Below are 26720 nucleotides of genomic sequence, written 5' to 3'. Positions count from 1 at the left end.
ATATCTTACTGTTCGAGGTCTGCCTGCAACCTGATGCGGGCACGATAGGCGTTGTTAATATGCGCACGTGCCGCCTTTTCCGCCGCATCCGGATCTCGCCGGGCGATCGAATTAACAATTTCCTGATGTTCATCAAGCGACTGGGCACCGCGGTTCGGGATGGCAAGCGTCGTCCCTGCCAGCAGCACCAGCGAAACCCGCATATTTTCAAGCAGATCATCAAGGAACCGGTTACGCGCCAAAAGATGAATTTGTCGGTGAAACAGCTTGTTGCGACGCATCAGCTCACCGGGATTGTCGGCAAACTCCCGGTCGGCCTCAACCATTTCGCGCAGGACATTGATTTCCACATCCGTGGCATGAAGGGCAGCCAGACGGGCTGCTGTTCCTTCCATCACCTCTCGGACAAGGTAAAGTTCCCCGACCTCGCGGTAATCAAGCACTGTAACAACGGCACCGTGATGGGGTTCATGCGTAACCAACCCCTGCTGTTCAAGCCGTTTAAGGGCTTCGCGCACCGGTGTGCGGCTAATCCCGAAGCGTTCGGCAATTTCCACTTCGCGCAAACGACTGCCCGGCGAAAGATCACCACAGTCAATCGCATCAAGCAGCATGTCATATGCGCTCGATCCGCTCGGCTTTCCCTGTTTCTTTCGCATCTTTCCGCCTTCGCATTGTGGTGGACATTCAAAACAACTCACAACTAGATACATTTGGACTCAACAGCATACAACCCGAATAAACCACTTTTCCGAGCTCAAAGGAGGAAATCTGAATGTCACTTCAAAGCAGGATTGCTCCGTCGGGAACAATTCGATTTGCAATCAATATCGGCAACAGCGTTTTGACCCGTGTCGATCCCAAAAGCGGCGAAGTCGGGGGAATAACGGTCAATCTCGCCCGTGACATCGCACGTGAACTTGACCTGCCTTACACGCTTGAGATTTTCAACTCTGCCCGCGCTGTCGTCGAAACAGCCTCGCAAGACGCATGGGACTTCGCCTTCGTCGCTCGGGATCCAAAACGTTCCGAAAGCATTACCTTTAGCAATCCCTATTTCCTGATCGAAGGCAGCTACCTTGTGCGCAAGGACTCCCCAATCAACTCAAATAAGGAAGTTGACCAAACAGGCGTGACTGTTGCCGTAGGAAAGGGTGCAGCCTATGACCTGTATCTGTCGCGAAATCTAAAAAATGCCAAAATTGTTCGAACTGTTGGCTCAAAACCAGTAGATGAAATGTTGATGAACAATACGATCGATGTTGCTGCCGGCATACGCCCGGCAATGGCAAAATATGTCACCCGCAACCCGGCCTTACGCATGCTGTCAGAACCCTTCATGTTCATCGAACAAGCCATCGGAACCCCGGTACAAAACCAGGACGGTGCACGCTTTATCGAAACATACCTGAAAGAAGCGCACAGTTCCGGGCGTATCGAAAAACTCTGCAAGACCCCTTAAGTCCCAACAAACCCATAATCACGCATGATGACAAATTACACAGTCTCTATATCAGGTAGATGCGCCTAGACGAAAAAAGGAATAGAGCAGTGAAACTGCAGCGGAAGAACCAATGTTAAGTTCCATAAATTCTGAGATTTCTCCTCTCCCCTAGAACCGCCTCGCACTCCGGGAATAAATAGTTGAGGCACGCCAACTGCTGAGTGCCTCCAGCCACCCGAAATCAATCTTTGTCTGCGCAGGAAGCGTTATCGCCAACCATGCTTTGTCAATTGGCATAACTTGTGTCTGGTATTGTGTGAAGGTCTTGTAGTTCAATCTGACCCCTGCCCCGACTTCCGATACTGAGGTCGGCTCATACAGTTTGGGCGGCACAGTCATACCTGTTGTCAGCACCTTGCCCAAGCTTTCGCGTGCACACCAAAGTATGGATGCAGCCTCATACTCATTCAGAGAAAGCTCGAAGAACTGCTGCCGCAAACTCGCGTCAACATCATTCAGAACGGGCACAATGTCGGCCTCCGCCAATTGCTCAACATCGACGCCGATCGGGTGACCTTTATGGTGAATAACGGCAACACAAATCTCGTCGGAGTGAGAAATCGACACACCAAGTTCACAACACCCGACAGATGTACCCAGAATAATAGGCTGGTGAAAAACACCGCTACCGATGGCGATATCATGTGGTGACACATCATCGAGATGACATTTCAAAGCAAGCTTCGCAGCCAACCGTCCGATTGTGAAACTGTCACGTCGCTGAGGAAACTCGAAAGACAGCCGTCTTTGCTGTTCGTGTGTATGTAAATATCTGCTCGCCAGACTTTCGATTTCCTGCGGACCAAGGCGTTGCCTGTCAATTATTGCAATGGTCGCTTTCAAAATATCCGGGGCACCAAAGCCTTCGAAGGATCCATCACGGGTTAATGCCAGCTTTTGCACGACGCAGCTTTCCGCAAACATGACGGTTAACCTCATACTTTTCAGACTGCTTCTGTATGGCCCGACGAAGATGGCTGCTTTCCCCAAGCTGTATTCAGGCAACCACACACATTCACCTTACACACGTGCAGGATGCAAATTTCATACACCCTGCACAACTAATTAATTGCGAATGAGTATTATTTTTGATAACTCCATAAAAACCCATCACCTTAGTCAGGTATGTGACTTGGCAATAACGGACCTCAAAAAACTCTTTCAGTCTCACCAAAGGGAATTGCAGATTTATCTGACACGCCTTTTGCGTGATGCAGATACAGCAATGGATCTGACACAAGAGACATTTTTGCGTGTGTCGGAACATGCCTGCCCCGATAAGGCAAACGAAGTCACCCATGTCCGTTCCTACCTGTACCGCGTCGCCCATAATCTTGCGATTGATCACGTTCGGGCACAAAAGCGAAACCCGGTTGCCGGTGCCGATGACATTCCCCTTGATGTCATTCCCAATAATTCACCCTCGCCAGAACAGATCGTCGGAGGGCAGTCTGAGCTTGAATATGTACGCCGCGCGCTTGATGAGCTGCCTGAAAAAACGCGCGAAATCTTTACTCTTGTGCGCGTTGAAGGGCTGACCTATCGCGAAACGGCTGAACAGCTCGGCATTTCTGACAGCTCCGTGCAGAAACATGTCGCGCGCGCTATTGCCCATGTGATGAAGCGCATGCGGGAAAGCCGGTCATGAAATTGCACAAAGTTTTTACGCATTTCTTGCAGTTTTATCGTCCAACAGATAAGGACGCTTTGTCCGGGTTGTCGGCAAGTGCGGGTTGGTAACGTGAGCCAGATGCAAGAAACACAGAAAAACATTGATCTGGCCGCGGCCGATTGGGTTGCGAAAATGATCAATGGCGACCTCAGCACATCTGAACATGAAGAGCTCCACATTTGGCTGAATGCCGCACCGGAAAACCAGCAAGCTTTCATTGAGGCCAACAACGCGCTTGCTGTAATGGATGAAGCAATTCGATCAAAAGATCGCACAACCGAAAGCCCTTCATCAAAGGTTGTCGAGCTTAAACATCCGGCAAAACAGTCATCCAAGGCCCCATCGGCAAAGAAACGCCGCTGGAGCTACGTCGCACTTGCCGCAAGCTTGCTGCTGGCGGTTGCTTCTACGCGCGTTATGTTTGGTGACCCGACCATTTTCCTCAGCGCTGATTATCACACTGCTGTCGGGGAAGTGCGGGCCATTACACTTGAGGATGGCAGTACCGTCACCTTGGGCCCCGATAGTGCAATCGCGGTTCAGTTTACCGATCAAATCCGAAACATCGCATTGATTAGCGGGCTTGCCGATTTTCAAGCTGTCCCCATGGAACGTGCGAACAAGCGTGTTTTCACCGTCACCTCGCCGCATGGCCAGGTGCAGGCGTTGGGCACCCGGTTTATCGTCAACAGCTTTGATGACCACACCAATGTTGCCGTGTTGGAACATCAGGTTGAAGTCAAGCCAAACTCGGCAACATCAGAACACATAGCGATCTTGGCGGAAAATCAGGCCGTCCGTTATAACCGCCATTCAATCAGCCCGGTGTCCACAATCAAACCCGACCGGGCGCTTAGTTGGCAAAAAGGCAAACTGATATTTGATCGCGTCACACTGCGCGAAGTTGTCTCGGAATTCTCGCGGTACCAGCGCGGCAAAATCATGATTGCGAACGAGACTGCGGCACGCAAGCTTGTCAGCGGTGTCTTTGACATGACCGATCCCCAGGCCGGACTGGAACTGATTGCACGGGAACTTGGGGTTCAGAATATCTCGATAACCCCGCTAATGACCGTTCTTTACTAAGGATTTCTGCATTCTGAGAGGCCCGTTTTTCTTGGGCTTCTGGTCTTTATCGACACAAAAATCAAAAAAACTGAAATTTATCTTACTGAGTCTGAACGCAAATCCCGTCTCATCCAATACAAGCAAATGACAATCATTTGCGTTACGGAAAAACTTTCGAGAATGGGGGGCTGCGTAATGCAGGTAATAAAAACCGGCAAAGCCGGATTGGTAAACGGGTTTGGCCATCGTCTGGCACATAGCGTCAGCTTGGTCGCATTGGCTGCGGGTATTGTTGTTGCCGGGGTATCGACGCCTGCAACCGCGCAGCAAAATACAGAAACGCAAAGTGACACATCATCCGCAATCGATTTTTCCATCCCGGCTCAGGACCTTAATCAGGCGCTTTTGACCTTCGCCAATCAGACCAATCTGCAACTCTTTTATGATGTCGATCGGGTTGCCGGATTGCAAAGCACGGCCCTTAACGGCACACACTCCCCTGCCGAGGCATTGAGAATCCTTCTTTCCGGCAGTGGCGTCAGCTATCGCTTTACTGGCAAGAATACGGTTTCCCTTACCAAGCTGGAAACATCAGACAGCAGCGGAGCAAACGTCATTGACCCGGTCTATGTCGAAGCAAACGCCCAGGACTCAGAGGACCTCGCACATGGCTATGTCGCCACGCGAAGCAGTGCAGGTACAAAAACCAGCAAAGCCCTGATTGAAACAGCAAAAAGTATTTCCGTCGTATCAGGCCAGGAAATCGAAGACCGCGCCGTTGCCAGCATCGAAGATGCAGTTGCTTATACCGCCGGGGTAGCAACCAACAATTACGGATATGATCCGCGCTTTGATCAGGTTTATGTTCGTGGCTACCCTGTGCATATTTATGGCGATTACCGCGACGGCCTGCGCCAGATGACAGGCGTCTATGCGACGTTTCGCACCGAACCCTACAGCCTTGAACAGCTTGAAATCGTAAAGGGTCCCACCGCGGCTCTTTACGGGCAATCAACACCGGGTGGCTTGCTCAACAGTGTTACCAAACGCCCCCACCTTGGTGCAAAAAACAATGTCTATGGCCGCTTCACCAACACCGACTCATACGAAGGCGGGTTTGATTACAATCTTGGCCTGACAGAAAACGGGACCTGGGCATCACGCTTTGTTGGCATGGCGCGTTTTGGCGAAACCAGCAACGAAATTCAGGATGATCGGCAAATGTTCGCGCCAACAATTCGTTGGCAACCCAACGCGGATACCGATCTGACCATCTATACCCTTTTCCAGCATGACGAAACGGATGCCTCGGCAACCCTTCTGAACCTTAATGGCGCGATCCTTGATTACCGGACCAGTGACGCGGATTACGACTACCAGAAGCAGGATCAGTTCCAGGTCGGCTATGACTTGACCCATGACCTGAACAACGCGCCTGTCACTTTGGCGCAGAAAGCGCGCTTCGGGTATTTCGATCTTGAGGCACGCTACCTGACCGGCGGCGTGACCGGCGGCGGCTGGAAGAACTCCAATACGGAATACCATCGCGCAGCACAGGCAGTTGAGGAAACCCTCTGGAGCGCGCAGGTCGACAACCAGGTCATCACGACTTTCGAGACCGCCGATGCCAAACACGAAGTCCTGACCGGTCTTGATCTGATGTATTCCAAGTCGGATTACCGTTTCGGTTCAAGCGGTGTACTCAGTGACTACATCTTCTATCTCAATGATCCCAACCGGTCGATTTCCGGCACGACACCAGCCTACACAACATTTGATGACGTAACCTACAATCAATCCGGCATCTATGTTCAGGACCAGATTGAACTTGGCAACTGGCATTTGAATGGTGGTGTGCGGTTTGACTATGCTGAACGCAAACGTATCAGTCGACTGACCAATAAAGGTTCGACCGACTACAACACGGCAACGACCTTTAACCTCAGTGCGCTTTATGCCTTTGATAACGGCATATCGCCCTATGTCAGTTGGGGTACGTCCTTTTTGCCTAGCACCAGTCAGAATTCCGAAGGCAAAATGCTCACCCCGACCGAGGGCGAGCAGTATGAGGCCGGAATCAAATTCGAACCGGTCGGGTTTGATGGCTTCTTCACGGTTTCCGCCTATCGCCTGACCGAGGACAATGTCGCACGCTATGCTGGCTATAGCGGGTCTATCGGTTCGTACTATGACTCAATCGGCAAACTGGAAACGCGTGGCCTTGAGCTCGAAGGCAGCGCCAATGTAACCGAGAACCTTAGCCTGGTCGGGAACCTTTCCTACAACAATGCCAAAATCGTCAAAGGTTCCTATCGCGGCAATACCCCGCTCGTAACACCGGAAAAAACAGCATCCACTTGGGCGAACTACACCTTCAATGAAGGCCCGCTTGATGGATGGGGCTTTGGTGCCGGTGTTCGCTACACCGACTCAAGCTATGCCAACTATACCAACACCAGCAAGAACAAGCCCTATACGCTGCTTGATGCTGCGATCCGCTATGACTTTGCCGCACTTAGTAACAAGCTTGAAGGCCTGACCCTTGCGATTAACGGCACCAACCTTGCCGATAACGATGCCAGTATCTGTAACAATGGTTACTGCTACCAGATCGAAGGACAGACCATCGCCGCAACTCTGAAATACGACTGGTAACCGAATATTCCGGGGCGCGCGATTGCGCCCCGGACCAAATCTCGCAATCCGCGTTCACCGCGGATTTTCTGCGTTTATCGAGAGCAAATTATGGCCATGGATATATCTGATCGTCCCGCTGTCCTTGGAATGCAAAAGGCCTGCTTTGAAACGGCCCAGGGTGTGACACTCCTTAACAACATATCCGTGACTTTTCGTGCAGGCTGCCTGACGGCGATTGTCGGACATAACGGGTCCGGAAAATCCACCGCACTTAAAATGCTCGCCGGACTGAACAAACCAACAAGTGGGTCTGTCACGCTTGACGGGAATGACGTGGAACAGTTTAGTGCGCGCGAATTTGCCAAAAGCGTTGCCTATCTTGCACAGGACCCGGGGCACGGCGCAGATTATACCGTCGAAGAGTTGATTGCGCTTGGACGTTACCCATGGCATGGACCGTTTGGCCGCCTGCGCGAACATGACAAACAAGCTATTGAACGCGCTATCCTTTTGACTGGACTAGGCCCGCTTCGCAAACGCGCGGTCAACACACTTTCAGGTGGCGAACGCCAAAGGGCCTGGATCGCGGTTACACTTGCACAGCAAGCCCCCTGTCTTTTGCTTGATGAGCCGATTTCCGCATTGGACCTTTCGCATCAATACGAAATCCTGCTTTTACTCGAACAGCTTTGCAAACAGGATGGCCTTTGCATTATTGCGGTCTTGCATGACATCAATCTGGCATCCCGATTTGCCGATCAGATTGTCGCTCTTAAAGGCGGTCATTTGATTGCAGATGCGCCGCCTTCAACAATCATGCAGTCAGAAATGCTTCGCACCATCTTTGGTATGGATATGCTGGTGCATCCCCACCCTGCCCACGGGCACCCGATTGCCCTTGCCAATGTGTGATGGGGACAATTTCAATGCATGAAAACCATCGCGCATACTCCAGACGGCTTTTTCTCAAGGGCATTACAGGTGCATACACCTTCGCAACGCTTGCGCCAATTCTGCCTGCAACCTTCGCACATCCTGCTATGGCGAACATTGTCAAACGGTTGGTCATCGCCGATGGGGCAATTGCTGAAACCGCGCTTGCCATGGGGATTGTTCCACTGGCCATGGCCGATGTGCCTGGCTATCGCGCCTGGGTTCAGAAGCCAGAAGTTCCGGAAAGCGTCATCAATCTTGGGGCACGCTTTCAACCAAGTCTGGAAAGATTGGCGCAACTTGAGCCTGACCTGATATTGACCAGCAGTTTCTATGCAAACCAATATGCCAGTCTTTCCGATCTGGCCCCGATTGAGAAAATCGACATTTACGACAGGAAGAAAACACCCTTCCTGAATGCGATGGCAGCGGCACGAAAAATTGCTGACGTTACTGGGCACCCGCATGCTGCCGATACACTGATTTCCAATACCCAAAGTAAGATAGATCAGGCGGCAAGCAGGCTGACCATGCCGCGGGCCGGCTCGGTGCTTGTCACCAGCATGCTTTCGCCGCGCCATATGCGCGTCTATGGGCAAAACAGCCTGATGCAGGATGTAATTGATCGACTTCCCATCAAAAATGCCTGGACAGGTCCCACCAATCACTGGGGTTTTGCCACCGTAACAATTGATCAGATCGCGCAATATTCAGACGCAGTTCTCATAGCGATCGAACCGGTTCCCGTCACTGTTGACCGTGCCATTCAATATAGCCCGATCCTATCGGAGCTCCCCTCCATCAAGCGCTTTGGACTGATCACGATGCCACCAGTTGCGACATTTGGCGGGCTCTATGCCGCCGGGCGGTTTGCAGACCTTCTTGCCAGCAGTCTGACAGCGCAAAGTGCAGATCATGGGGAATTCGCATCATGACAAGCCAAGCCATGCGAAGACACCCCATCCAACTAAATGCGGTTCCGGCTGTGCTGTGCATCCTTTCAGCTGTGTTAACCCTGCTGTCGCTCGACATTGAGGTCGGCAGCTTGAACCCGACCGAAATAATCGACCTTGCCAGCGGATCCGATACGCGATCATTGTTGCTCACTCAGGGCTGGGTCCCCCGCTTTTTGATTGCGCTTGTCGCGGGTGCCGGGCTTGCGATTGCCGGTGGACTGTTTCAGCACACGTTAAAGAACCCCTTGGCATCGCCGTCTACATTGGGGCTTGCGGGCGGCGCAAAGCTGGCGCTGACACTGGTGACCCTTTATGTGCCAGGCGCACTCGTGATTGGTCAGGATACGATCACACTGTTGGGCGCCCTCTGTGTCGGATTTCTGGTTTTTGCCTTGGCGCGTCGCAGTGGCTTTTCGCCGTTGATCGTCATCCTGACGGGCATGATCATCGCGCTCTATTGCGGGGCAGTGACAACTGCGCTGGCGATCATCCACCATGAATGGCTCAAAAGTCTTTTTATATGGGGGAGTGGCGACCTTACCCAAGACGGTTGGTATATCCTTGAACCACTGACCGTAAAGGTCATGGTGGGCGCCGCAATTGCAGTTACCCTGGCCCGCCCGCTTGAGATGCTTAATCTCAGTGATCATCAGGCAACCGTCCTTGGCGCATCGCCAACGCGACTGCGACTGCTATGTCTTTTGATCGGGTGTTGGCTAACGGCGACAATTGTTGCCGCAGTTGGCATCATCGGATTTGTCGGGCTGGCCGGTCCGGCCATCACACGTATGCTTGGCATCAGGCGATTACGAACAAAACTTATGATGTCTGCGGTTTTTGGCGCCTTGCTGTTATGTGCCGCAGACCAGGGTGTGCAGGTTTTATCGGGATATATCGGGACACTGGTACCAGCCGGTGCCCTGACGGGTATTCTGGGTGGCCCGCTTTTGATCATCCTGATCCGGCAACTTCGAAGTGACGCACAACCGCCACAAAACACGATCGCCGTCAGCACAGCTGACCGGGGTCACCTTCGAAACCATTTGCTTGTTCTGACTGGTGTGTTCGTGGTGGTGACGGGTGCGATCTTGATCGGTCGTGACGTTCACGGTGACTGGGAACTTCAATGGAATGGCGCGCTTGAAACCGTTTGGCCTTGGCGCGGTCCGCGTATTCTCGGTGCGATGGCAGCCGGGACCATGCTGGCGATTGCGGGTACCGTGCTACAACGCATGACGGCAAACCCGATGGCAAGTCCCGAAAGCCTTGGCGTCAGTGCAGGTGCAGCAATCGGGATGATCGCGATCGTGTTTTCGATGGATGCCCCAACGGCCTGGTTGCAAATAGCGGGCGCAACGATTGGCGCCTTTATCACCTTGGGGGCGATCTTTGCGCTCACCCGCAAGTCCGGCTATGCACCGGAACGAATTTTGATCGCAGGTATAGCGATTAGCGCATTGTTTGACGGATTTATCGCATTTCTGATGGCCGGTGGTGATCCCCGTGCAACACGCCTGCTGGCATGGAGCTCCGGGTCTACTTACGGCCTTGGATTTGACCGTGCGACGATACTGGCAAGCATCGCGGTTGCCTCCTTGCCCGTCCTGCCGGCCTTTGCCCGTTGGCTTAACCTGTTTCCATTGGGGCCGGTGACAACAAAGTCCCTTGGTGTCGATCTTTCACTCTCGCGCGGGGTGATGTTGCTGTTTGCATCGATCCTTACAGCGGCGGCAACTTTATTGGTCGGCCCCCTTAGCTTTGCGGGTCTGATTGCTCCACATCTGGCAAAACTGGCCGGATTGCGTCATGCATTGTCGCATATGGTCGGGGCAGCACTGATCGGGGCGGCCTTGATGATCGCTGCTGACTGGCTTGGACGGATGTTATTCTTCCCCTGGGAAATCCCGGCCGGACTGATGGCCGCCATCATCGCAGGACCAATCATGGTCTGGCTGCTTTTACGCATCGGAAGAGGTGCAACATGATGAACTCGCTTCCCCTCCAGAACGGTTCTGAAAACAACGCTTCTTCTTCCGTCGGCCATGCACCTATCACCCGCGCACTGTCGAATATCAAGACCGACCTGTTTCAGGGTCCCTATCAGGGGCTCGGTGACCGACATCATATTCTGGCCGCGCAAAGCAACGGAATTGACTGCTTCGCACTCCATGATCCTGAATGTCTCGCACCAATTCTTGATCACTATTGCCAGGCAAAATATCCGGATGATGATCGCCGGGCTGCCATTTCGATGTGGTCACAATGGTATTTCGGAATATTTTTATCCCCGATGCTGGTTGTGGCCGCAGCGGGCGAAGTCGTACTCCCATTTCAGCCCGGTTTCATCAGCCTGAAAACAGATGACAATCAATGCCCTACAGGCTTCGACATTCGAGATTGGCAATTGTCTGACATGAAAGACCAATCAGCTGCACCTGATCCTTGGACACATCTTGAAAGCCTGATTGACGGCCATCTTGAACCGATGGTTGCGTCACTGGCTGCATCGTCAAAGGTCTCACCAAAAGTGTTCTGGTCAAATATCGGTGTTGTTGTTTCTTACGTTGAGAAACATGTCTTGAAAAACACCCGGATATCGCTTTTGCCATTGATCAGCGATGCCAAGCGACCTGATGGCAATCGAAACCCGATGGCAAATCCATATAGCACCAAACAATCCGAGGATGGCAGTCCATCAAGACGCGTCTGTTGCCTTCGCTACCTGCTGACATCCGTCGACATTTGCCCGACCTGCCCGCTGGCAAAGCTTTAGACTTCCATTAGGTATCCTGCCTTCCTGTGGCATAGATCCGCACTGCAGAATTCCTTACTGAGTCTCTGCGAAAATCCCGTCATATGAACAACGGACGGATCTGATGTGCGTCAGATCCGTCCGAATGACAAATGGTGATCGACCCAGTGGAGAGTGCAAACCACGTCCCAGATTTGCAAGTGACTATTATTTTCACTAACGAGCAAACCAACGGAGACACATGGAAATGCATCAAGCGAACCAAACTGATCCACTTCCCAAAGGCCAACTTCAACGACAAGCCTTGCTAACCATTGCCAAAAATCAAGAAGGGAAATTGCGACGCGTGGCGCGATCTATCGTAAAATGCCCCCATCTGGCGGATGACATTGTTCAAGATACCTATGCCAAACTGCTAACAGCACAGATCGATGACGAGGTCACCACACCAAGTGCCTTCATTACGCGAATTACACGAAACATGGCAATCGACAAGGTCCGCCAAATTACGTTCGAACGCACTCTTTTCGCTGACAGTGACCAAACCGAATTTTGTCCGGCTGGAAACGCCAACTGCCCGGAGGCACGCCTAAGTGGTTGCCAAGCCCTTCGCATCATCGAAAACGCGTTGAAGGAACTTCCATCGCACGTGCGCACTGCATTTTACCGTCACCGCGTGGATGGTTTCGCACAAAACGTCATAGCAAAGGATATCGGTGTCTCCAAAGCATCTGTGTGCGCATATATCCATCAGGCCGATCAGCGATGCCGTCAGGCTCTTCATAATGTAGAACTGACACGTCCGGCATAAGGTTTCCCGATCTGCAGCCTGTTCCCAACGTCGAACAGGCTGCAGATTTCAGTTTGCAATCCCTAGCCCCACGCTTGCACGACGGCACCACCAGCCAGGTCACCACTTCCGGCAACCCAGTCAACAATCGGCGGATTTTGATCGAGATTGAAGACGTTCTTGCCTGTCAGTGCATTTACAATCTTGGCACTTCGCCAAGCCATCAAGCTTAATTGAGGCTCAAAGATCCCCAAATCGATCCTGCCGGCATTTTGAACAAAGATGTTGCGGTCCGATGGTCCATCCCATTGGGCACGGAAATCCGCATCCAGACGGTACGCACCAGACGCCCCTACTTCCAGGCGTGAACGCAGTGGCGCCATGAATTCCGGCAATGTTGTTTCATAACCGGTTGCCAAAATCAGCGCATCCGCATCAAAGAACTCGACATCCTGATTGAGCCCGTTCCGGGCCGCAATCCTCATTGCTTCGCCGTCTTGCTGAACCTGAAAAACTTCACGTTGCGGCAGAAGCCGGCCGGCAACATTGCCCTCCTGCAGGTAACGCTGCCGGTATAGTAGTTGATAAATCGACTTGAGCGTCGAAAGCGATGCACCATCACTGGCAAGCTTTTGCCGAGACATCAGATCCTGTTTGCAGGCATCCGGCAAACCTGCGAACACATCGGCATATCCGGGGGTGAAATATTCATTCACAAAAGGAGTATCATCAAGAGGTTCGAAATTGTCGCGCCGCGACAACCAGAGAACTTCTTCAACATCTTTGATGTTGCCGCCAAGCAGATACTCAACAAGTTCAGCACCACTCTGCCCTCCGCCAATGACGGCAATTCTCTTGCCGCGCAGCTTTGGCAAATTCGACTTTGCCTGACTTGTGTGGAAGCATTTATGCTTGGGCAGCTGGCGCGCCCAGGCAGGAACAAATGCAGGCTTGCCGACACCAATGGCAAGATTGTTCGCGACGTAACTTGCATGATCCGTGCGAACCTTAAAGTCCTGACCATCGAACGTGACTTCGCGCACTGAACTGTCAAAGGCCAAACCATCCAGATGGTCTGCAACCCATTTCAGATAAGCTGCGAATTCCCGCCTTGGCACAGCAGCGAAATCGGCGTTCATAAAATCAAGCATCCGTTTCTGGGCAACCATGTACGACAGGAACGACCATTTGCTGGTCGGATTGGTCAGCGTCACCAAATCTTTCAGAAATGACGTCTGAAGCTCGACACCGGGCAGCATCATATCCGGATGCCAGGCAAATTCTGAACGTTGCTCGAGAAAGATTGAAGACACATCAGCAACCCCGTCGAGCTGCGCAGCAAGACTAAGATTGAAAGGACCAATTCCGATCCCGACAAGATCCAATTTATCCATCGTTCAAGTCCTTCTATTTGCCTGAAAACTTACTATCGGCTGGTTGTGCGAAAGCGCTCGTCAAACGTTTGCCAAACCGCTTGTGGAATGCCGGATCACCGATGATGGTCAGATGATCCGTCCCGGGAATATGTTCAGGGGCCTCGGCAAGACGTGAAAGTGACTGCCAATCAATCAGATCAAGTTTTCGACTGACCGTATCGCCGGCAAGCCAAGAAGCGATCGGCACGTCATAGGGCCGAAGTTCGTGACGGCGGAAAACAAGGGCATTATCGATTAACACCCAGAACGTATGTTCGCGCGTGCCAATCCCCGGCCCGTCCGTGGGCAGCCCGAATTCGCTTTTCCCCACAAAATGAACAAACTGCGCATAGGCAAGGTCATCCATCAGCGCCAGAAGCCGTTCCCATTCTTCGCGCATCCTGGTTTTCTGTAACCAGGCCCGAATGCGCCCTTCAATCTCGGCCCGCTGCCCCGGCTGGAATTTTGGCCGTGCGTTCAGATCAAAATCATCGTCCATGTCACAGACATCGACCATCCCGATCACGCGCAAATCGATGTCGTTGCCCAGCATTCGCGCAGCTTCGTATGCAAGCAAACCACCCCAGGACCACCCCAGAAAGGCGCAGGTGCGTCCCTTCGCTTCCCGATAAACCAGCTCTGCATAACGCGAACTGATATCGGTGACCGAAACATCAAGTTCCTGATTGTCTGTAAGCGAGTGGCACATGAAGCCCACAGCGGACTGATCCTCGCCCAGGCTTTTCACCAGCTTCATATATTCGCGCGTGCTGACAAGCAGCCCGGGGAAGCAATAAAGAACCGGCTGATCGGACTTGCCTTGCTGCAAATGCACGATATCCGCGCCAGGCTTGCAGTCAGGCTCAGACAGCGCCAACAAAAAGCTTCGAATGGTCGGAAAGTTGAAAAGATCGGTAATTTCAGCGTTACGTTCAGGAAACCGATCACGAACTTTAGCCAATACACGCAGGGCAGTTATCGAATTCCCGCCGATCTCAAAGAAATTATCGGTCACGCCGATTTCATCAAGACCCAGCGCGGATTTCCAAATTTCCAGCAAAGCGGCCTCGTCGTCATTGGCTGGCTTGGTTATGGCCCCCTCGCGACGCGGCAGCGGCAGTTGTGATTTGTCGACCTTATGATTGGCATTAAGCGGCAACATCGTCATTTCGATGATGTAACCAGGCACCATGGCGCTTGGCAGCAGGTCCTGCAAACGCGCACGAACTGACCGCGTATCAACCGATGCTCCGGAACGCGGCACGACGTAGGCAATCAGTTCCAGCCGCGAAGCAATTTCAGCCGCGATGACGACACAGTTGGCAACATCGTCAAAGCCGCGCAAAATTGTTTCAATTTCTGCCGGCTCGATACGATGTCCACGAATTTTAACCTGATCATCCACCCGTCCGGCAAACTGGATCATGCCATCGGGAAGGAAGCGGCCCAAGTCACCGGTGCGATACATTCGTGCATGATCATTGAGCGCAAAATTATCGTGAATGAACAGATCGGCGGTCTTCTCAGGCAAGTTGTTATAGCCACGCGCAACACAATAGCCGCCAAGATGTATCTCACCGATTTCGCCGGGTGCGACCGCATTGCCATCCGCGTCAAGGATATAGGCCCAACGATCTCCGACCGGTCTTCCGATCGGGGCTGTAACGGTTTCACAAAGCCGGTCCTGATCGACACGCCACAACATGGGTGTCATCACGGTTTCCGTCGGACCGTAACCGTTGATCAGATAACGAGAATTGATGGCCTGCGCAATCCGGTTGAAGGTTTCCTTTGGCATCGCTTCACCGCCAAAGGAACAAAGTGTCAGATCAAGAGTCAGACCTTTCTCGCGAAGCCATCCTGCCAACTCATGGACATAGCTGGTCGGAAATGAAGCATGGGTCACGCCATGTTTGCGAATGGCGTTAACCGTGTCTTCCGGCGTCCAAAGCAATTGGTCAGGCAACAAAATACTGCCACCCGCCATCAACGGCACGATCCAGCGTTCATGACCGCCATCCGATGAAAATGGAAGAAACGGTAATTCTCGCGAATCTTCATCCATCAGATAGATCGGCCCGGTAGCATTCAGATGGTCAATCAACGGGCCGTGATCCACCATGACCCCTTTGGGCTTACCAGTCGAACCGGACGTGTAGATAATATAGGCAAGCTGATCGGCAAGCGGGGAGACGGCAAGGAAATCGGTTTCCGACATGTCGAGCTCATCGACAAGAACAACATCAAGCGCCTGCTGACCAAGAACCGTCAAATCCCTGCCGGTGGTAACAGCATAACGAGCAGCGCAATCTTTCAATACGTGCTGATTTCTGGTCTCGGGGTGCTGTGGGTCCACGGGAACAAAAGCCCCGCCCGCCTTCCAGACACCCAGAATGGCGGCAATCGCCATTGCCGATTTCGGAAGCGCCACAACAACAACATCACCACGCCCGACACCGTTGGCAATCAAGGCGCATGCAATCGCATCTGACGTTTGTTTCAGGCGCTTTCGTGACCAAACCTCATCTGTTGTCAGGATGACCGGGCGGTCGGGATCGTCGCTACAAAAACGGTCAATGACTTGATGCGGATATCCCGTCATTCCCCAGGGATCCACCGCCCATGGCAAACCAACAGCATCGTCTGAAATTGAACGAAAGCCGGGCTTTGACATCGGTTCGTTTGATGGGTTTAAGGACGCGGCATTTACCGCCTGAGAACCATTCATGGTCGTCTCCACGTTGGCAAAGCAAGTTTCAAGCATTTGCACCGAAGACGAACCGTCGCGCGCCAAGTTCAGAAGTTTCTGCATCTCGAACTGAAAAAATGCACCTGAACTTCGCATCCCCTCATCCGTCCGGACTACAGCGACTTAACGAACCCAACAAGGTTGGAAACTTCGACATCAGGAGATCCGGACATGAATGTCATTGCATTAGAAACGCCAACTCAAAACTCATCCCGAAAACTGGAAATTCCGCACTTTCAGAACGCGGGAAAATGGCGCTCATCCATCGAGAACGGACATATTCAGCTATGTGGTGAAAGTGAAAATCACGACTTCTATTTCACCCTGTCACCAAACCAGATCATCCTTGATGATGTCGCAAGCCTGACATTGAACGTTCTGGATGCCCAGGGTTTGGCTGCCTTGGGCGAGGCGCTTCTGATTGCACATCCTTCCCGGTCTGAAATCAAACTTCCCCCGCAACTGGACCCGGAATGGACAGCGAACATGGTTCGCAGCGGTTTGATCTCTCATTCAGATGACGGCCTTGTTGTCAGTTCACGCAATCTCTATCAATTGACGCTGAACTGGTTGGCCCATCCCGAACGCGACCCTCTTCCGTTGAGTTACACGTCAACCAACGGACGTCGTCATCCAGTCCGTCGTCCAAGTGCCTCGCACACACTTTATGCGCGTCACATCCCCTGGATTGACAAAACAATCCGGTTCGAACGCGCGGATGTCCGGCGTCATCTCGGGTGCTTCCATAAATGGATGAACGACCCGCGCGTCGACGTCTTCTGGGAAGAATCCGGTTCAGAGGAAAAGCACAAAGCTTTCATCCAAAGCCGACTGGATGACCCCAGAACCGAACCGCTTATCGGGTATTTCAACGACATCCCGTTCGGGTATTTCGAGCTCTACTGGGCACAGGAAGATCGCCTTGGCGAACATTATGATGCAGATGACTTTGACCGCGGCTGGCATGTTGCCATTGGTGAAGAAGCTTTTCGCGGCAAGGAATATCTGACCGCATGGCTGCCGTCTCTGATGCATTACATGTTCCTTGATGACCCAAGAACGCAGCGCATTGTTGGCGAACCTGATGCCGGCCACAATCAGCAAATCCGCAATCTTCTGCGTTCGGGCTTTGCCGGCATTAAACAGGTTCGCTTCCCCCACAAGACGTCCCTTCTTGTCATGTTGCTGCGCGAACGCTTCTTTGATGACCGGCTGTATGTTCCGGACTTTGTCCGCGATGAGGATGCTTCCTGATGCGAAAGCGTGCTCTTCCGAACCTGAATGATCCAGCGATCATGCGATTGATCCTGCGACTGGCCCTGCCATCTGTGGCAGGGCTTTCGATCAATGCCATCAATCAGGTCGTCGACGCCTTTTTTGTTTCCCAATATGCACTTAGTGCGATGGCGGGCGTAACTTTATCCATTCCTTGTTTCATGCTGGTCGGTGCAATCGGGCACGGATTGGGTTTGACGGCCTCAACCGAAATCGGTCGCGCTCTTGGCAGGGACAATGTCAATGATGCCGCAAGAAGCGCGTCCCTTGCCTTGGCTTTGGCCATTGGCTTTGGTGTTGCCGTTGCCATCCTGATCACATTGTTTAACGGCCCAATTCTGCATCTGCTTGGTGCGCGCAACGAGGTTTTCACCGAAGCTTCCATTTACATGCGAATTCTCGGGGCTTGCTCTGTGTTGGTGCTGTTGCAGATCGTCTGCGATTTCATTGCAATCGGCGAAGGTAACAGCCGGTTTTCGATGTATACCTTGCTCGGATCGTTTGGTCTGAACATGGTGCTGGACCCGATACTCATCTTCGGACTGGATTTGGGGGTCGCAGGGGCGGCTTTGGCAACGATCATCTCGCAGATCGCAGCCCTTTGTGCGTATGTCTATTACTTCAAAAAACGCCTTGGCCGAATACATCCCGATGTCGGGGCCCTTCGCACACTTTCTTGGCGCAAAGCCCTCATACCGTTTGGCAAGCTTGGCATTCCGGCGAGTACAACCACCATTCTGGCATCAATATGCTTTGCCGTTCTGATGCAGGCCGCCACCACGCATGGCACCGAAGAAGAACTGGCTGGATTGGCCATCTCGTTACGTATTGTGCTTCTTGCCATTCTTCCGATCATCGGATTTTGCCTGGGTGCGCAACCGATCCTGAGCTACGCTGCGGGTGCAGGTAATCAGGCACGGTTTGAGGCCGTGTTTAAGGGTATCCTTCTCTACTGCGCGGGCTTTTCGATGACCTGCGCAGTTATTGCCTTCCTGTTCGGGGACTGGTTGATTGCCGCCTTCGTCAGCAAAGCGGAATTGATCACCTTTGGTGCGCATCTGCTCGATATCCTTGCCATACAAATCGCGTTCGTTGGCATTTATCAACCAATGGTATCGCGGTTTCAGGCTGCTCATAATGCGCGGCGCGCAGCCATCGTCAGCATGGCACCACAGGGCTACATTCAAATACCGCTAGCTCTATTTTTGCCCATGGCATTTGGCCTGGACGGAATTGTCATGGCACCTGCGCTCGCGGCCGGGCTGACGGCACTCCTTGCTGTTTCTCTGACGTTTTCTGATCGCAAAACACTCTTGATCAAGGAGCTTTCATCATGAACGAGCTACCTTCAAAGCCACTTTCGCTGCAAGACCAGGAAACCGGGCATCACGGCGCATTTGATCCCAACTACGAGCGTCACTTCCGGGCGGTTTCCCAGCCGATCTATCAAACGTCATTATTTGCATTTCGCGACTTTGACGACATGGCGAATGCCTATGCCGGAAATCCTGGCGGCCCCATCTATGCGCGTGGTGACAACCCCACCGTAATGGCATTTGAACGGGAAATTGCAAGATTGGAAAACACCGAAGCATCCCGCGCCTTTGCAAGCGGGATGGGGGCAATCAGTGCAACTGTCATGGCACTTGTCGAGCCGGGAGACCGGATCGTTACCGTTCACAATGTCTATTCCGATGCATATCGACTTTTTGAAACCATGCTCAGACCAATGGGGGTCGCCATCGATTATGTCGATGGCACCAAGACAGATGCCGTAATTGACGTCATTTCAGGTGCAAAACTATTGTTCCTTGAAAGCCCGACGTCTCTGACATTTGAGCTCCAGGACCTGGAAAAACTGGCCCAAGCTGCAAAGCAGCAAAACGTGATCACCGTTATCGACAACTCGTGGGCCACACCGGTTTTTCAGCGCCCGGCCGACCACGGTATCGATCTTGTCATCCATGCCGCGTCGAAATTCCTGTCTGGTCACAGCGACACGGTTGCCGGCGTCGTCACCGGGCGAAAGGACTTGATCAACAAAATCAACGGTTCAACCTTCCCCTATCTCGGCGGAAAACTCGGTCCGTTTGAAGCATGGCTTTTGCTCCGCGGCCTCGACACACTTGAGCTGCGCATGCAACGACACGCTCAAACCGGCGAGTATTTGGCCACAAGCCTGACCCAGCACCCTAAGGTTTCCCAAGTGCTCTATACCGGGTTCAGTGACCATTCCGGGAAACGTACATTACATGGCCATTCGAGCCTGTTTTCCATCATTCTTGATAAGACGGTCGACATTCGGAATTTCAGCAACGCCCTTCGAACATTCAGGTTAGGCGTAAGTTGGGGGGGACCTGAAAGTCTGGTCGTTCCTGCGGCTGCTGTACTGCACCAGAAATATGAAATCAGTGCGTTTCGTCATTTCCAGCTGGATCCGCAACTTGTGCGCATTTACTGCGGGCTGGAAAACCCGTCTGACCTTCTCGCAGATTTAAAACAGGCAATCGATGCCGGGGTAACCAGTTAAGGCCACGGCCTTGGCCAACTCTCGTAACAATTAAAGGGCGCCAAACTGGCGCCCTTTTGCATTTCTGACTGTTGCGGCTTAACTGCCAACCGACACAACTCCCTGTCGCGAATTCGGCCTTGTCAGAACGGCCAAAATCAATTCAAGCGGTCCGCGTGATGCAAAGCGGAACCAAAACTTGGCAAAAACGATCCAGCCCAGATACATCACGACTGAAATCCACAAACAATCAGCCAGACGAACCTGATTGTGCATACCGGCACCGTAACCAAGGAACACCAACCCCATGGCCAATGACATCCCCAAATAGATTGTCAGCGACATGCGACCGGCCGGCGCAACGAATGCAACCAAACTGCGACAAGCCGTTGCACGAAAAGCCGAAAGACCATATGCGACAAGAATAATGGACAATGGCACCGCAAACAGCGGACGCAAAACCAATGTCATCATAAAGAATCGTTCTGGCTCAAATGCCGCGGGCAGCGATGCAAGCGCCCCATAAAAAAGGCTTCCAGCGATTCCCGGAAAGGCGGCAAACGCCGCAATAGTGCGTAATTTGCCAACAAGAGCATCAAAGCCGTTTTCATCACAAAACCGCGCGGCAGCAAGGCCCGAGACCATGGCAGCCGCAACAAGCAGATAGTTGCTCCAAAGACAATAAAGCTGGAAACCGGCCCAACTCTCAAGACGTACCGCCATTACATCGGCGAAACTGCCTGTGGCCAGAACCACCGAAACCGGTATTTCCGGCGCGACATAAGGCGACGGGTTCACTGTCAGGTTCACCCCGAAAAGCGCATTGCCAAGCACAGCCATCGCCCACAGAGCAACACCGCAAACCAAAAGCCCGCGAACAGACATATGCCGAACAATCAACAAAAGCAGCCCGATCACCGCATAGGGCAGCAAAATGTCTGCTTCGAAAAGGAATACCAGATTCACAACGCCGAACATTGCCAGCACACAAAGCCGCCGAACATAAAAACCGACCCCATATCGTTTGAACTGCTGTAACGCAGCAAACCCGAACAGGGCCGAGAAAATCAGGATGAATTTACTTTCAAACAATCCCTGGATCACGCTCGCGGCAAGCACATTCAACCAAAGCGGATCCCCGTCCTGCCATCCCCCGCCAGCAAAACCGAACGTAATCGCAAAGAAGGGCAAATTGACCACAAGTATCCCGAACAGGGCGAACGCGCGAAGGGCGTCAATTGATGACTCGCGTTGCTGAAGCATCTTACGTCTTTCCTCTTGATTGGAACTCTTATTGGAAAGACGTTTGGCAACTGATTTAGTTCAGGGGCAAGAAAGGCTTCTGCACAGCTTATCCACGCTGAACAAAAAATCCCATTCCCCCCGAATTATGACAAACCGTTGGCGGTACCGACGCATGTATGCGTCGGCTTCAGGCAGCATAAATTTTCGTGTCAGGTGCCACAAAAGCTGACATTCGACTTTCCGCGAAATCAATGTCTTAGCATTTCCGATTGCCAGATAAGTTGTCATCGATTGTCACAAAAGATGACAAAAACCTGCAGAATTGACAGAAAAGCTGACATTTTTCTCAAAGTACCTTTGCCAAGGAAATTGTTTGCGGACTTATTGCTCCAGATACGTTTGCTGGTTGGGTCTTGAACCTGTCCTCATTCATACTCTGCTCGCTGGTTGTTCGTCCCGCAATGAAACGAGTTCATTATTTGTCACGATTGGTTCAGAAACGACTTGAACCAATCTCAACATCTATAGGTCCTCTGCAATCGATTGACAGGCGAGCTTCTTCCCGCTTGACCAGTATCAAGGATCCAGAATCCACAATGAAATATGAGAAGCATTATGGAAAAAATGCTTCGCACATTTCTGGTATTTCTGATCGCACTTTCCCTGACCGGAACCGGTGTTGCTCAAGCGTTTTCCCACGTGACGAAGCACGCCACACCTACTGACCTTGTTCAAATCACGATCTGCTCCGCAGACCAAAATCCCGTGACAATATTGATCGACCGGAACGGCAACAAGGTTCCCGCTCCTGTCGAATGCGATTGCCCAAATTGTATGAATTGTCTGAACGGATCTGCGCTCGAACTTCCCAACAAGACTGATGCATTCGGGCATCCCCGCGCTGTCATCCGGGCGACGGTGCCCCTGTCATTTGACCACGCAGACACAGCCCCGACTGCGCCTGCAAGCGCACGCGCGCCTCCCTACAAGGTTTGAATTCATGAACACCCCATGTGTCCCGCTTCATCCTCAGACCAGACACCACGCCCCGCGCGCGATGACGCCCCTGCATTGGCTTCTGATTGTTGCTGTTGTTTGCCTTCTTTCTGTTGTGCTGTGTGCATCCCCGGCAACTGCGCAAACCAAACCTGTTCTGGCACAGTTTCTTGATAAGGTTCCCGCGGCATCCCTGGTCAAGGGTGCTGATGCTTATGGCCCGATTCAAAAAGACACGCCGGTAGCACCGGTTCTCAAGAACGGCGACCAAATCGGCTGGGCCTTTATTACCTCTGATTTTGTTGGCACCACCGGCTATTCCGGCAAACCAATCCATGTGATGGTTGCTGTTGACTCAAAGGCCCGGATCATCGGTGTCAAACTAGTAAAGCATTCCGAACCGATTGTTCTTATTGGCATTCCAGAAGAGCGGATCGCGTCACTCACCGAGGGATATGTCGGCTTTGACCTGGTTGCCGCAACAAAAGATGCAGACCATGAGCTGAATATTATTTCCGGTGCAACGGTCACCATTATGGTCATTGATGACTCGATCCTGCGTTCGGGCATCAAGGTTGCACGCATGCTCAAACTGGGTGGATTGAGTGCACCCGAACCGTCGAACACGCAACAACTTAAAATCAACACAGATGCAACCGCCCCGGAAGACTGGTTCACACTGGTTGGTGACGGGACTGTTCGTCGCATGTCACTTGATGTCGGTCAGGTCAATGACGCCTTTGCCGCGATGGACGATCCAAGAGCACTTGAGCGTCCGATCGAAGCCCCTGCTGAAGAAACCTTCATCGACATGTATGTCTCGCTCGTCAGTATCCCAGCCATCGGCAGGGCGGCACTTGGCGAGCGCGGCTACAACAACCTGAAGGCATGGCTCAAAGACGGAGAAGAAGCCATTCTTGTCACCGCGCGCGGACAGTATTCCTTCAAGGGGTCGGGATATGTGCGCGGCGGCTTATTTGACCGCATCCAGCTTATCCAGGGCGATATGTCGGTACGTTTCCGGGATCGCAACCATCGCCGTGTTGGAGACATCATGGCCGATGGCGCACCGGAATTCAAAGAGATGGATCTGTTCAAGATCCCGGCAAGCAGCAACTTTGACCCGACCCAGCCCTGGCGTCTGGAACTTCTTGTCCATCGCGATGTCGGTGCGATTGAACGTCTCTACACCACCTTTGACATCGGCTGGCAGCCGCCAGCCAACTACCTGACCAAAGTAGTTCCGCCAACGCCGGAGGCAGATAACGCAACCAAGGCTAGTTTCGCCACGGACGAGCAAGCAGCCAAAACAGCCCTTTGGCAACGGATTTGGCGTGACAAAACGGTCGAAATTGTTGTGCTCAGCATCATGTTGCTTGTTCTGACCGCAGCGTTCTTCTTCCAGGGCTTCCTGACACGTTCTGCCAGATTCACCTTCTGGTTCCGAATTTCGTTCCTGACGGTCACGCTGGTGTTCCTTGGCTGGTACGCTAATGCACAGCTTTCCGTCGTCAACCTCATGGCGCTGACCAACTCGCTTGTGACCGGCTTTACCTGGGAAGCATTCCTGCTTGATCCACTGACCTTTATCTTGTGGTTCTCAGTCGCTGCGGCATTGATCTTCTGGGGACGTGGTGCCTATTGCGGCTGGCTGTGCCCGTTCGGTGCTCTTCAGGAACTGACCAACCGGATCGCCAAATTTTTCCACGTCCCGCAGTGGACGCTTCCCTGGGGATTGCATGAACGGTTGTGGGCGGTGAAATACATCATCTTCCTTGGCCTCTTCGGTACCATGCTGGCCTCCATTGATCAGGCGGAAAAACTGGCCGAGGTAGAACCTTTCAAGACTGCCATCATCCTCAAATTTGATCGAGCATGGCCGTTTGTTCTTTATGCCCTTGTCCTTCTTGGCGCCGGGCTTTTCGTCGAACGGTTCTATTGCCGGTATCTGTGCCCTTTGGGGGCGGCCCTCGCTATTCCAGCGCGTATGCGCATGTTTGACTGGCTCAAACGCTACAAGGAATGCGGCAGTCCCTGCCAGAACTGCGCACATGAATGCATGGTTCAAGCCATTCACCCCACAGGAGAAATCAACCCCAACGAGTGCCACAACTGCCTTCACTGTCAGGTGCTGTATCAAAGCGAAAAAATCTGTCCGGTCGTGATCAAGAAACTCAAGCGGCAGGAAAGCCTCTTGGCGAGCACGGAAGGTGCGCAAAAAGCACTGAACCGGACCCGGACGACCAAGCAAAATCTCAAGGAGAAGTCATGATGTCTGACAAAACATCCAAACCCGGAATCACCCGACGTGATCTATTCGGCGTTGCTGCCGGTGGTGCTGCCTTTGCCGGTGCGGCAGGTGCCGCGCGCATCGCAGCAGTCGGTGGTGCAACCGGCGCTGCAACAGCCCTTTCGCTTGGCAGTGCGCAAGCGTCAACCGGAACTGAGGCAAGCCTCGCCCCCGGTCAGCTTGATGAATATTACGGTTTCTGGTCATCAGGTCAGACGGGCGAAATGCGCATTCTGGGTATCCCGTCCATGCGCGAGCTGATGCGTGTCCCTGTTTTCAACCGCTGTTCGGCAACCGGTTGGGGACAAACCAATGAAAGCCTGAATGTTCTTACCGAAAACATGCTGCCCAAAACCAAGGAGTTTCTCGCTGCCAACGGCAAGAAGATCCATGATAACGGCGACTTGCACCACGTTCATATGTCCTTCACCGACGGCAAATATGACGGCCGTTTCCTGTTCATGAATGACAAGGCGAATACGCGCGTCGCCCGCGTCCGTTGTGATGTTATGAAGGCGGACAAGATCCTTGAAATCCCGAACGCCAAGGCCATTCACGGCCTGCGTCCACAAAAATGGCCGCGGACCAACTACGTCTTTGCCAATGGCGAAGACGAAACCCCAATGGTCAATGACGGCAAGGTGCTCGATGATCCGTCGCAATACGTAAACTTCTACACTGCAATCGACGCAGATGAGATGCAGGTCGCCTGGCAGGTCATGGTATCGGGTAACCTAGATAACACTGATGCCGACTATGAAGGAAAATACGCCTTCTCGACCAGCTACAACTCGGAAATGGGGATGAACCTTGCGGAAATGACCGCATCCGAGCTTGATCACGTTGTTGTCTTTAACATCAAGGAAATCGAAAAAGGCATCGCTGCGGGTGATTACATCGAGCTCAATGGCGTCAAGGTCATCGACGGTCGGAAAGGCAAGAACAAGAACTACACCCGTTACATCCCAATCCCCAACAGCCCACATGGCTGCAACATGGCACCGGACAAGAAACACCTTTGCATCGCTGGCAAACTGTCGCCGACTGTATCGGTGATTGATGTCACCAAGCTGGATGACGTGTTCTACAACGGCGCAGAACCGCGTTCAGCCGTTGTTGCCGAACCGGAACTTGGGCTTGGTCCGCTACATACCGCGTTTGACGGCAAGGGCAACGCCCTGACCACCCTGTTCCTCGACAGTCAGGTGGTCAAATGGAACATCGAGAAAGCCGTGCGCGCCTATGCTGGTGAAAATGTCGATCCGATCATCAAAAAGGTCGATGTCCACTATCAACCGGGGCACAACTCCACCTCGATGGGGGAAACACTGGAAGCCGACGGGAAATGGTTCATTTCAATGAACAAATTCTCCAAGGACCGCTTCCTCAATGTCGGCCCGCTCAAGCCCGAGAATGAACAACTGTTTTCGATGCAGGGCGACGACCTTGTCCTGATGCATGATGGTCCGACATTTGCCGAGCCTCATGACTCAATCATTGTTCACCGTTCCGTGGTCAATCCGTTGAGTGTCTGGAACCGTCAGGACCCGATGTGGGCCAAAACCCGCGAACAGGCAGAGGCCGATGGCGTCGACATTGACGACTGGGCTGAAACCGTTGTCCGGGATGGCAACAAAGTCCGTGTCTATATGAGTTCTTCCGCCCCAACCTTTAGTCTTGAATCCTTCAAGGTCAAGGAAGGGGATGAAGTCACCGTCATCATCACCAACATGGACGACATCGATGACCTGACCCACGGCTTCACCATGGGTGATCATGGTGTGGCATTCGAAGTAGGCCCGCAGGCAACCGCGTCGGCAACCTTTGTCGCCTCCAAACCCGGTGTCTACTGGTACTACTGCCAGTGGTTCTGCCATGCCCTGCACATGGAAATGCGCGGCCGTATGTTCGTTGAACCACGGAGCTAAC

19 protein-coding genes are annotated in these 26720 nt (G+C 52.7%); 14 read left to right on the top strand and 5 right to left on the bottom strand.

Annotation, left to right across the window (positions count from 1 at the left end):
* Window positions 1-5: 5 nt before the first annotated feature.
* Window positions 6-659, bottom strand: coding sequence for a GntR family transcriptional regulator (locus tag WA429_RS04485; protein ID WP_287466726.1), 654 nt, complete (start codon window positions 657-659; stop codon window positions 6-8).
* Between the two features lie 116 nt (window positions 660-775).
* On the opposite strand from WA429_RS04485, the gene WA429_RS04480 reads away from it, so the two are divergent.
* A complete protein-coding gene (locus WA429_RS04480; protein ID WP_228196292.1) occupies window positions 776-1462 on the top strand; it encodes a transporter substrate-binding domain-containing protein in 687 nt (228 codons plus the stop codon).
* 150 nt (window positions 1463-1612) lie between these two features.
* Here the strand turns inward: WA429_RS04480 and WA429_RS04475 are convergent, their stop codons facing one another.
* Complete coding sequence (locus WA429_RS04475) at window positions 1613-2428, bottom strand: 4'-phosphopantetheinyl transferase family protein (RefSeq protein ID WP_287466727.1); 816 nt, start codon at window positions 2426-2428, stop codon at window positions 1613-1615.
* A gap of 151 nt (window positions 2429-2579) precedes the next feature.
* Between WA429_RS04475 and WA429_RS04470 the strand changes: the two genes are divergently transcribed.
* The 8 genes from WA429_RS04470 (at window position 2580) to WA429_RS04435 (ending at window position 12333) form a co-directional block, all read left to right on the top strand.
* Window positions 2580-3152, top strand: coding sequence for an RNA polymerase sigma factor (locus tag WA429_RS04470; protein ID WP_336107172.1), 573 nt, complete (start codon window positions 2580-2582; stop codon window positions 3150-3152).
* Window positions 3153-3254: 102 nt separating this feature from the next.
* Window positions 3255-4262, top strand: coding sequence for a FecR family protein (locus WA429_RS04465; protein WP_287466750.1), 1008 nt, complete (start codon window positions 3255-3257; stop codon window positions 4260-4262).
* Window positions 4263-4439: 177 nt separating this feature from the next.
* Window positions 4440-6899 carry a TonB-dependent siderophore receptor gene (locus WA429_RS04460; RefSeq protein ID WP_287466729.1) on the top strand — a complete coding sequence of 820 codons (2460 nt, stop codon included), beginning with the start codon at window positions 4440-4442 and terminating at the stop codon, window positions 6897-6899.
* 90 nt (window positions 6900-6989) lie between these two features.
* A complete protein-coding gene (locus tag WA429_RS04455) occupies window positions 6990-7793 on the top strand; it encodes an ABC transporter ATP-binding protein (protein WP_324788354.1) in 804 nt (267 codons plus the stop codon).
* Between the two features lie 14 nt (window positions 7794-7807).
* Window positions 7808-8749 (top strand): ABC transporter substrate-binding protein, encoded by a 942-nt coding sequence (locus WA429_RS04450; RefSeq protein WP_287466730.1) that lies wholly within the window; start codon window positions 7808-7810, stop codon window positions 8747-8749.
* Entirely contained in the window at window positions 8746-10755 is a 2010-nt protein-coding gene (fhuB, locus tag WA429_RS04445) for a Fe(3+)-hydroxamate ABC transporter permease FhuB (RefSeq protein WP_336107170.1), read from the top strand. Before WA429_RS04450 ends, fhuB begins: the two co-directional genes overlap by 4 nt.
* Window positions 10755-11543, top strand: coding sequence for a siderophore-iron reductase FhuF (gene fhuF / locus WA429_RS04440; RefSeq protein WP_287466731.1), 789 nt, complete (start codon window positions 10755-10757; stop codon window positions 11541-11543). Before fhuB ends, fhuF begins: the two co-directional genes overlap by 1 nt.
* Before the next feature lie 226 nt (window positions 11544-11769).
* The gene (locus WA429_RS04435; RefSeq protein WP_206926917.1) at window positions 11770-12333 is read left to right on the top strand and encodes a sigma-70 family RNA polymerase sigma factor; all 564 of its coding nucleotides are present in this window, start codon (window positions 11770-11772) and stop codon (window positions 12331-12333) included.
* 62 nt (window positions 12334-12395) lie between these two features.
* Here WA429_RS04435 and WA429_RS04430 read toward each other — a convergent pair whose 3' ends face one another.
* The gene (locus WA429_RS04430) at window positions 12396-13706 is read right to left on the bottom strand and encodes a lysine N(6)-hydroxylase/L-ornithine N(5)-oxygenase family protein (protein ID WP_287466732.1); all 1311 of its coding nucleotides are present in this window, start codon (window positions 13704-13706) and stop codon (window positions 12396-12398) included.
* Between the two features lie 13 nt (window positions 13707-13719).
* Window positions 13720-16329 carry an amino acid adenylation domain-containing protein gene (locus tag WA429_RS04425; RefSeq protein ID WP_287466733.1) on the bottom strand — a complete coding sequence of 870 codons (2610 nt, stop codon included), beginning with the start codon at window positions 16327-16329 and terminating at the stop codon, window positions 13720-13722.
* 318 nt (window positions 16330-16647) lie between these two features.
* Between WA429_RS04425 and WA429_RS04420 the strand changes: the two genes are divergently transcribed.
* The 3 genes from WA429_RS04420 to WA429_RS04410 are packed head-to-tail and all read left to right on the top strand — an operon-like array spanning window position 16648 to window position 20281.
* The gene (locus WA429_RS04420; RefSeq protein WP_287466734.1) at window positions 16648-17730 is read left to right on the top strand and encodes a GNAT family N-acetyltransferase; all 1083 of its coding nucleotides are present in this window, start codon (window positions 16648-16650) and stop codon (window positions 17728-17730) included.
* Window positions 17730-19088: an MATE family efflux transporter gene (locus WA429_RS04415; protein ID WP_336107169.1), complete on the top strand. Its 1359-nt coding sequence runs from the start codon at window positions 17730-17732 to the stop codon at window positions 19086-19088. Before WA429_RS04420 ends, WA429_RS04415 begins: the two co-directional genes overlap by 1 nt.
* Window positions 19085-20281, top strand: coding sequence for an aminotransferase class I/II-fold pyridoxal phosphate-dependent enzyme (locus WA429_RS04410; protein ID WP_287466735.1), 1197 nt, complete (start codon window positions 19085-19087; stop codon window positions 20279-20281). Before WA429_RS04415 ends, WA429_RS04410 begins: the two co-directional genes overlap by 4 nt.
* 78 nt (window positions 20282-20359) lie before the next feature.
* On the opposite strand, the gene WA429_RS04405 is transcribed toward WA429_RS04410, so the two are convergent.
* Window positions 20360-21523, bottom strand: coding sequence for a DUF418 domain-containing protein (locus tag WA429_RS04405; RefSeq protein ID WP_287466736.1), 1164 nt, complete (start codon window positions 21521-21523; stop codon window positions 20360-20362).
* Window positions 21524-22505: 982 nt separating this feature from the next.
* Between WA429_RS04405 and WA429_RS04400 the strand changes: the two genes are divergently transcribed.
* Together WA429_RS04400 and nosZ are read left to right on the top strand one after the other, a co-directional pair.
* Entirely contained in the window at window positions 22506-24773 is a 2268-nt protein-coding gene (locus tag WA429_RS04400) for a NosR/NirI family protein (protein WP_287466737.1), read from the top strand.
* Window positions 24773-26719: a TAT-dependent nitrous-oxide reductase gene (gene nosZ / locus WA429_RS04395; RefSeq protein WP_101245900.1), complete on the top strand. Its 1947-nt coding sequence runs from the start codon at window positions 24773-24775 to the stop codon at window positions 26717-26719. The genes WA429_RS04400 and nosZ overlap by 1 nt, the downstream gene beginning before the upstream one ends.
* The last annotated feature ends 1 nt before the right edge of the window (window position 26720 follow it).

The sequence above is a fragment of the Thalassospira sp. CH_XMU1420-2 genome (genome assembly GCF_037029325.1).
In the GTDB taxonomy this organism is placed as follows: Bacteria; Pseudomonadota; Alphaproteobacteria; order Rhodospirillales; family Thalassospiraceae; genus Thalassospira; species Thalassospira povalilytica.
Note: the sequence above shows the minus strand (reverse complement) of the source record. Positions and strands in the feature narration are given on the sequence as shown.

Excerpts from the sequence above, each read along its gene's own strand:
- WA429_RS04455 (WP_324788354.1), top strand. The coding sequence starts at position 6,990 with ATGGCCATGGATATATCTGATCGTCCCGCTGTCCTTGGAATGCAAAAG.
- nosZ (WP_101245900.1), top strand. The coding sequence starts at position 24,773 with ATGTCTGACAAAACATCCAAACCCGGAATCACCCGACGTGATCTATTC.
- WA429_RS04465 (WP_287466750.1), top strand. The coding sequence starts at position 3,255 with ATGCAAGAAACACAGAAAAACATTGATCTGGCCGCGGCCGATTGGGTT.
- WA429_RS04475 (WP_287466727.1), bottom strand. The coding sequence starts at position 2,428 with ATGTTTGCGGAAAGCTGCGTCGTGCAAAAGCTGGCATTAACCCGTGAT.
- WA429_RS04430 (WP_287466732.1), bottom strand. The coding sequence starts at position 13,706 with ATGGATAAATTGGATCTTGTCGGGATCGGAATTGGTCCTTTCAATCTT.
- WA429_RS04415 (WP_336107169.1), top strand. The coding sequence starts at position 17,730 with ATGCGAAAGCGTGCTCTTCCGAACCTGAATGATCCAGCGATCATGCGA.
- WA429_RS04460 (WP_287466729.1), top strand. The coding sequence starts at position 4,440 with ATGCAGGTAATAAAAACCGGCAAAGCCGGATTGGTAAACGGGTTTGGC.
- WA429_RS04450 (WP_287466730.1), top strand. The coding sequence starts at position 7,808 with ATGCATGAAAACCATCGCGCATACTCCAGACGGCTTTTTCTCAAGGGC.
- WA429_RS04435 (WP_206926917.1), top strand. The coding sequence starts at position 11,770 with ATGCATCAAGCGAACCAAACTGATCCACTTCCCAAAGGCCAACTTCAA.
- WA429_RS04485 (WP_287466726.1), bottom strand. The coding sequence starts at position 659 with ATGCGAAAGAAACAGGGAAAGCCGAGCGGATCGAGCGCATATGACATG.
- WA429_RS04480 (WP_228196292.1), top strand. The coding sequence starts at position 776 with ATGTCACTTCAAAGCAGGATTGCTCCGTCGGGAACAATTCGATTTGCA.
- WA429_RS04410 (WP_287466735.1), top strand. The coding sequence starts at position 19,085 with ATGAACGAGCTACCTTCAAAGCCACTTTCGCTGCAAGACCAGGAAACC.
- fhuF (WP_287466731.1), top strand. The coding sequence starts at position 10,755 with ATGAACTCGCTTCCCCTCCAGAACGGTTCTGAAAACAACGCTTCTTCT.
- WA429_RS04470 (WP_336107172.1), top strand. The coding sequence starts at position 2,580 with ATGAGTATTATTTTTGATAACTCCATAAAAACCCATCACCTTAGTCAG.
- fhuB (WP_336107170.1), top strand. The coding sequence starts at position 8,746 with ATGACAAGCCAAGCCATGCGAAGACACCCCATCCAACTAAATGCGGTT.
- WA429_RS04405 (WP_287466736.1), bottom strand. The coding sequence starts at position 21,523 with ATGCTTCAGCAACGCGAGTCATCAATTGACGCCCTTCGCGCGTTCGCC.
- WA429_RS04425 (WP_287466733.1), bottom strand. The coding sequence starts at position 16,329 with ATGACGGGATATCCGCATCAAGTCATTGACCGTTTTTGTAGCGACGAT.
- WA429_RS04400 (WP_287466737.1), top strand. The coding sequence starts at position 22,506 with ATGAACACCCCATGTGTCCCGCTTCATCCTCAGACCAGACACCACGCC.
- WA429_RS04420 (WP_287466734.1), top strand. The coding sequence starts at position 16,648 with ATGAATGTCATTGCATTAGAAACGCCAACTCAAAACTCATCCCGAAAA.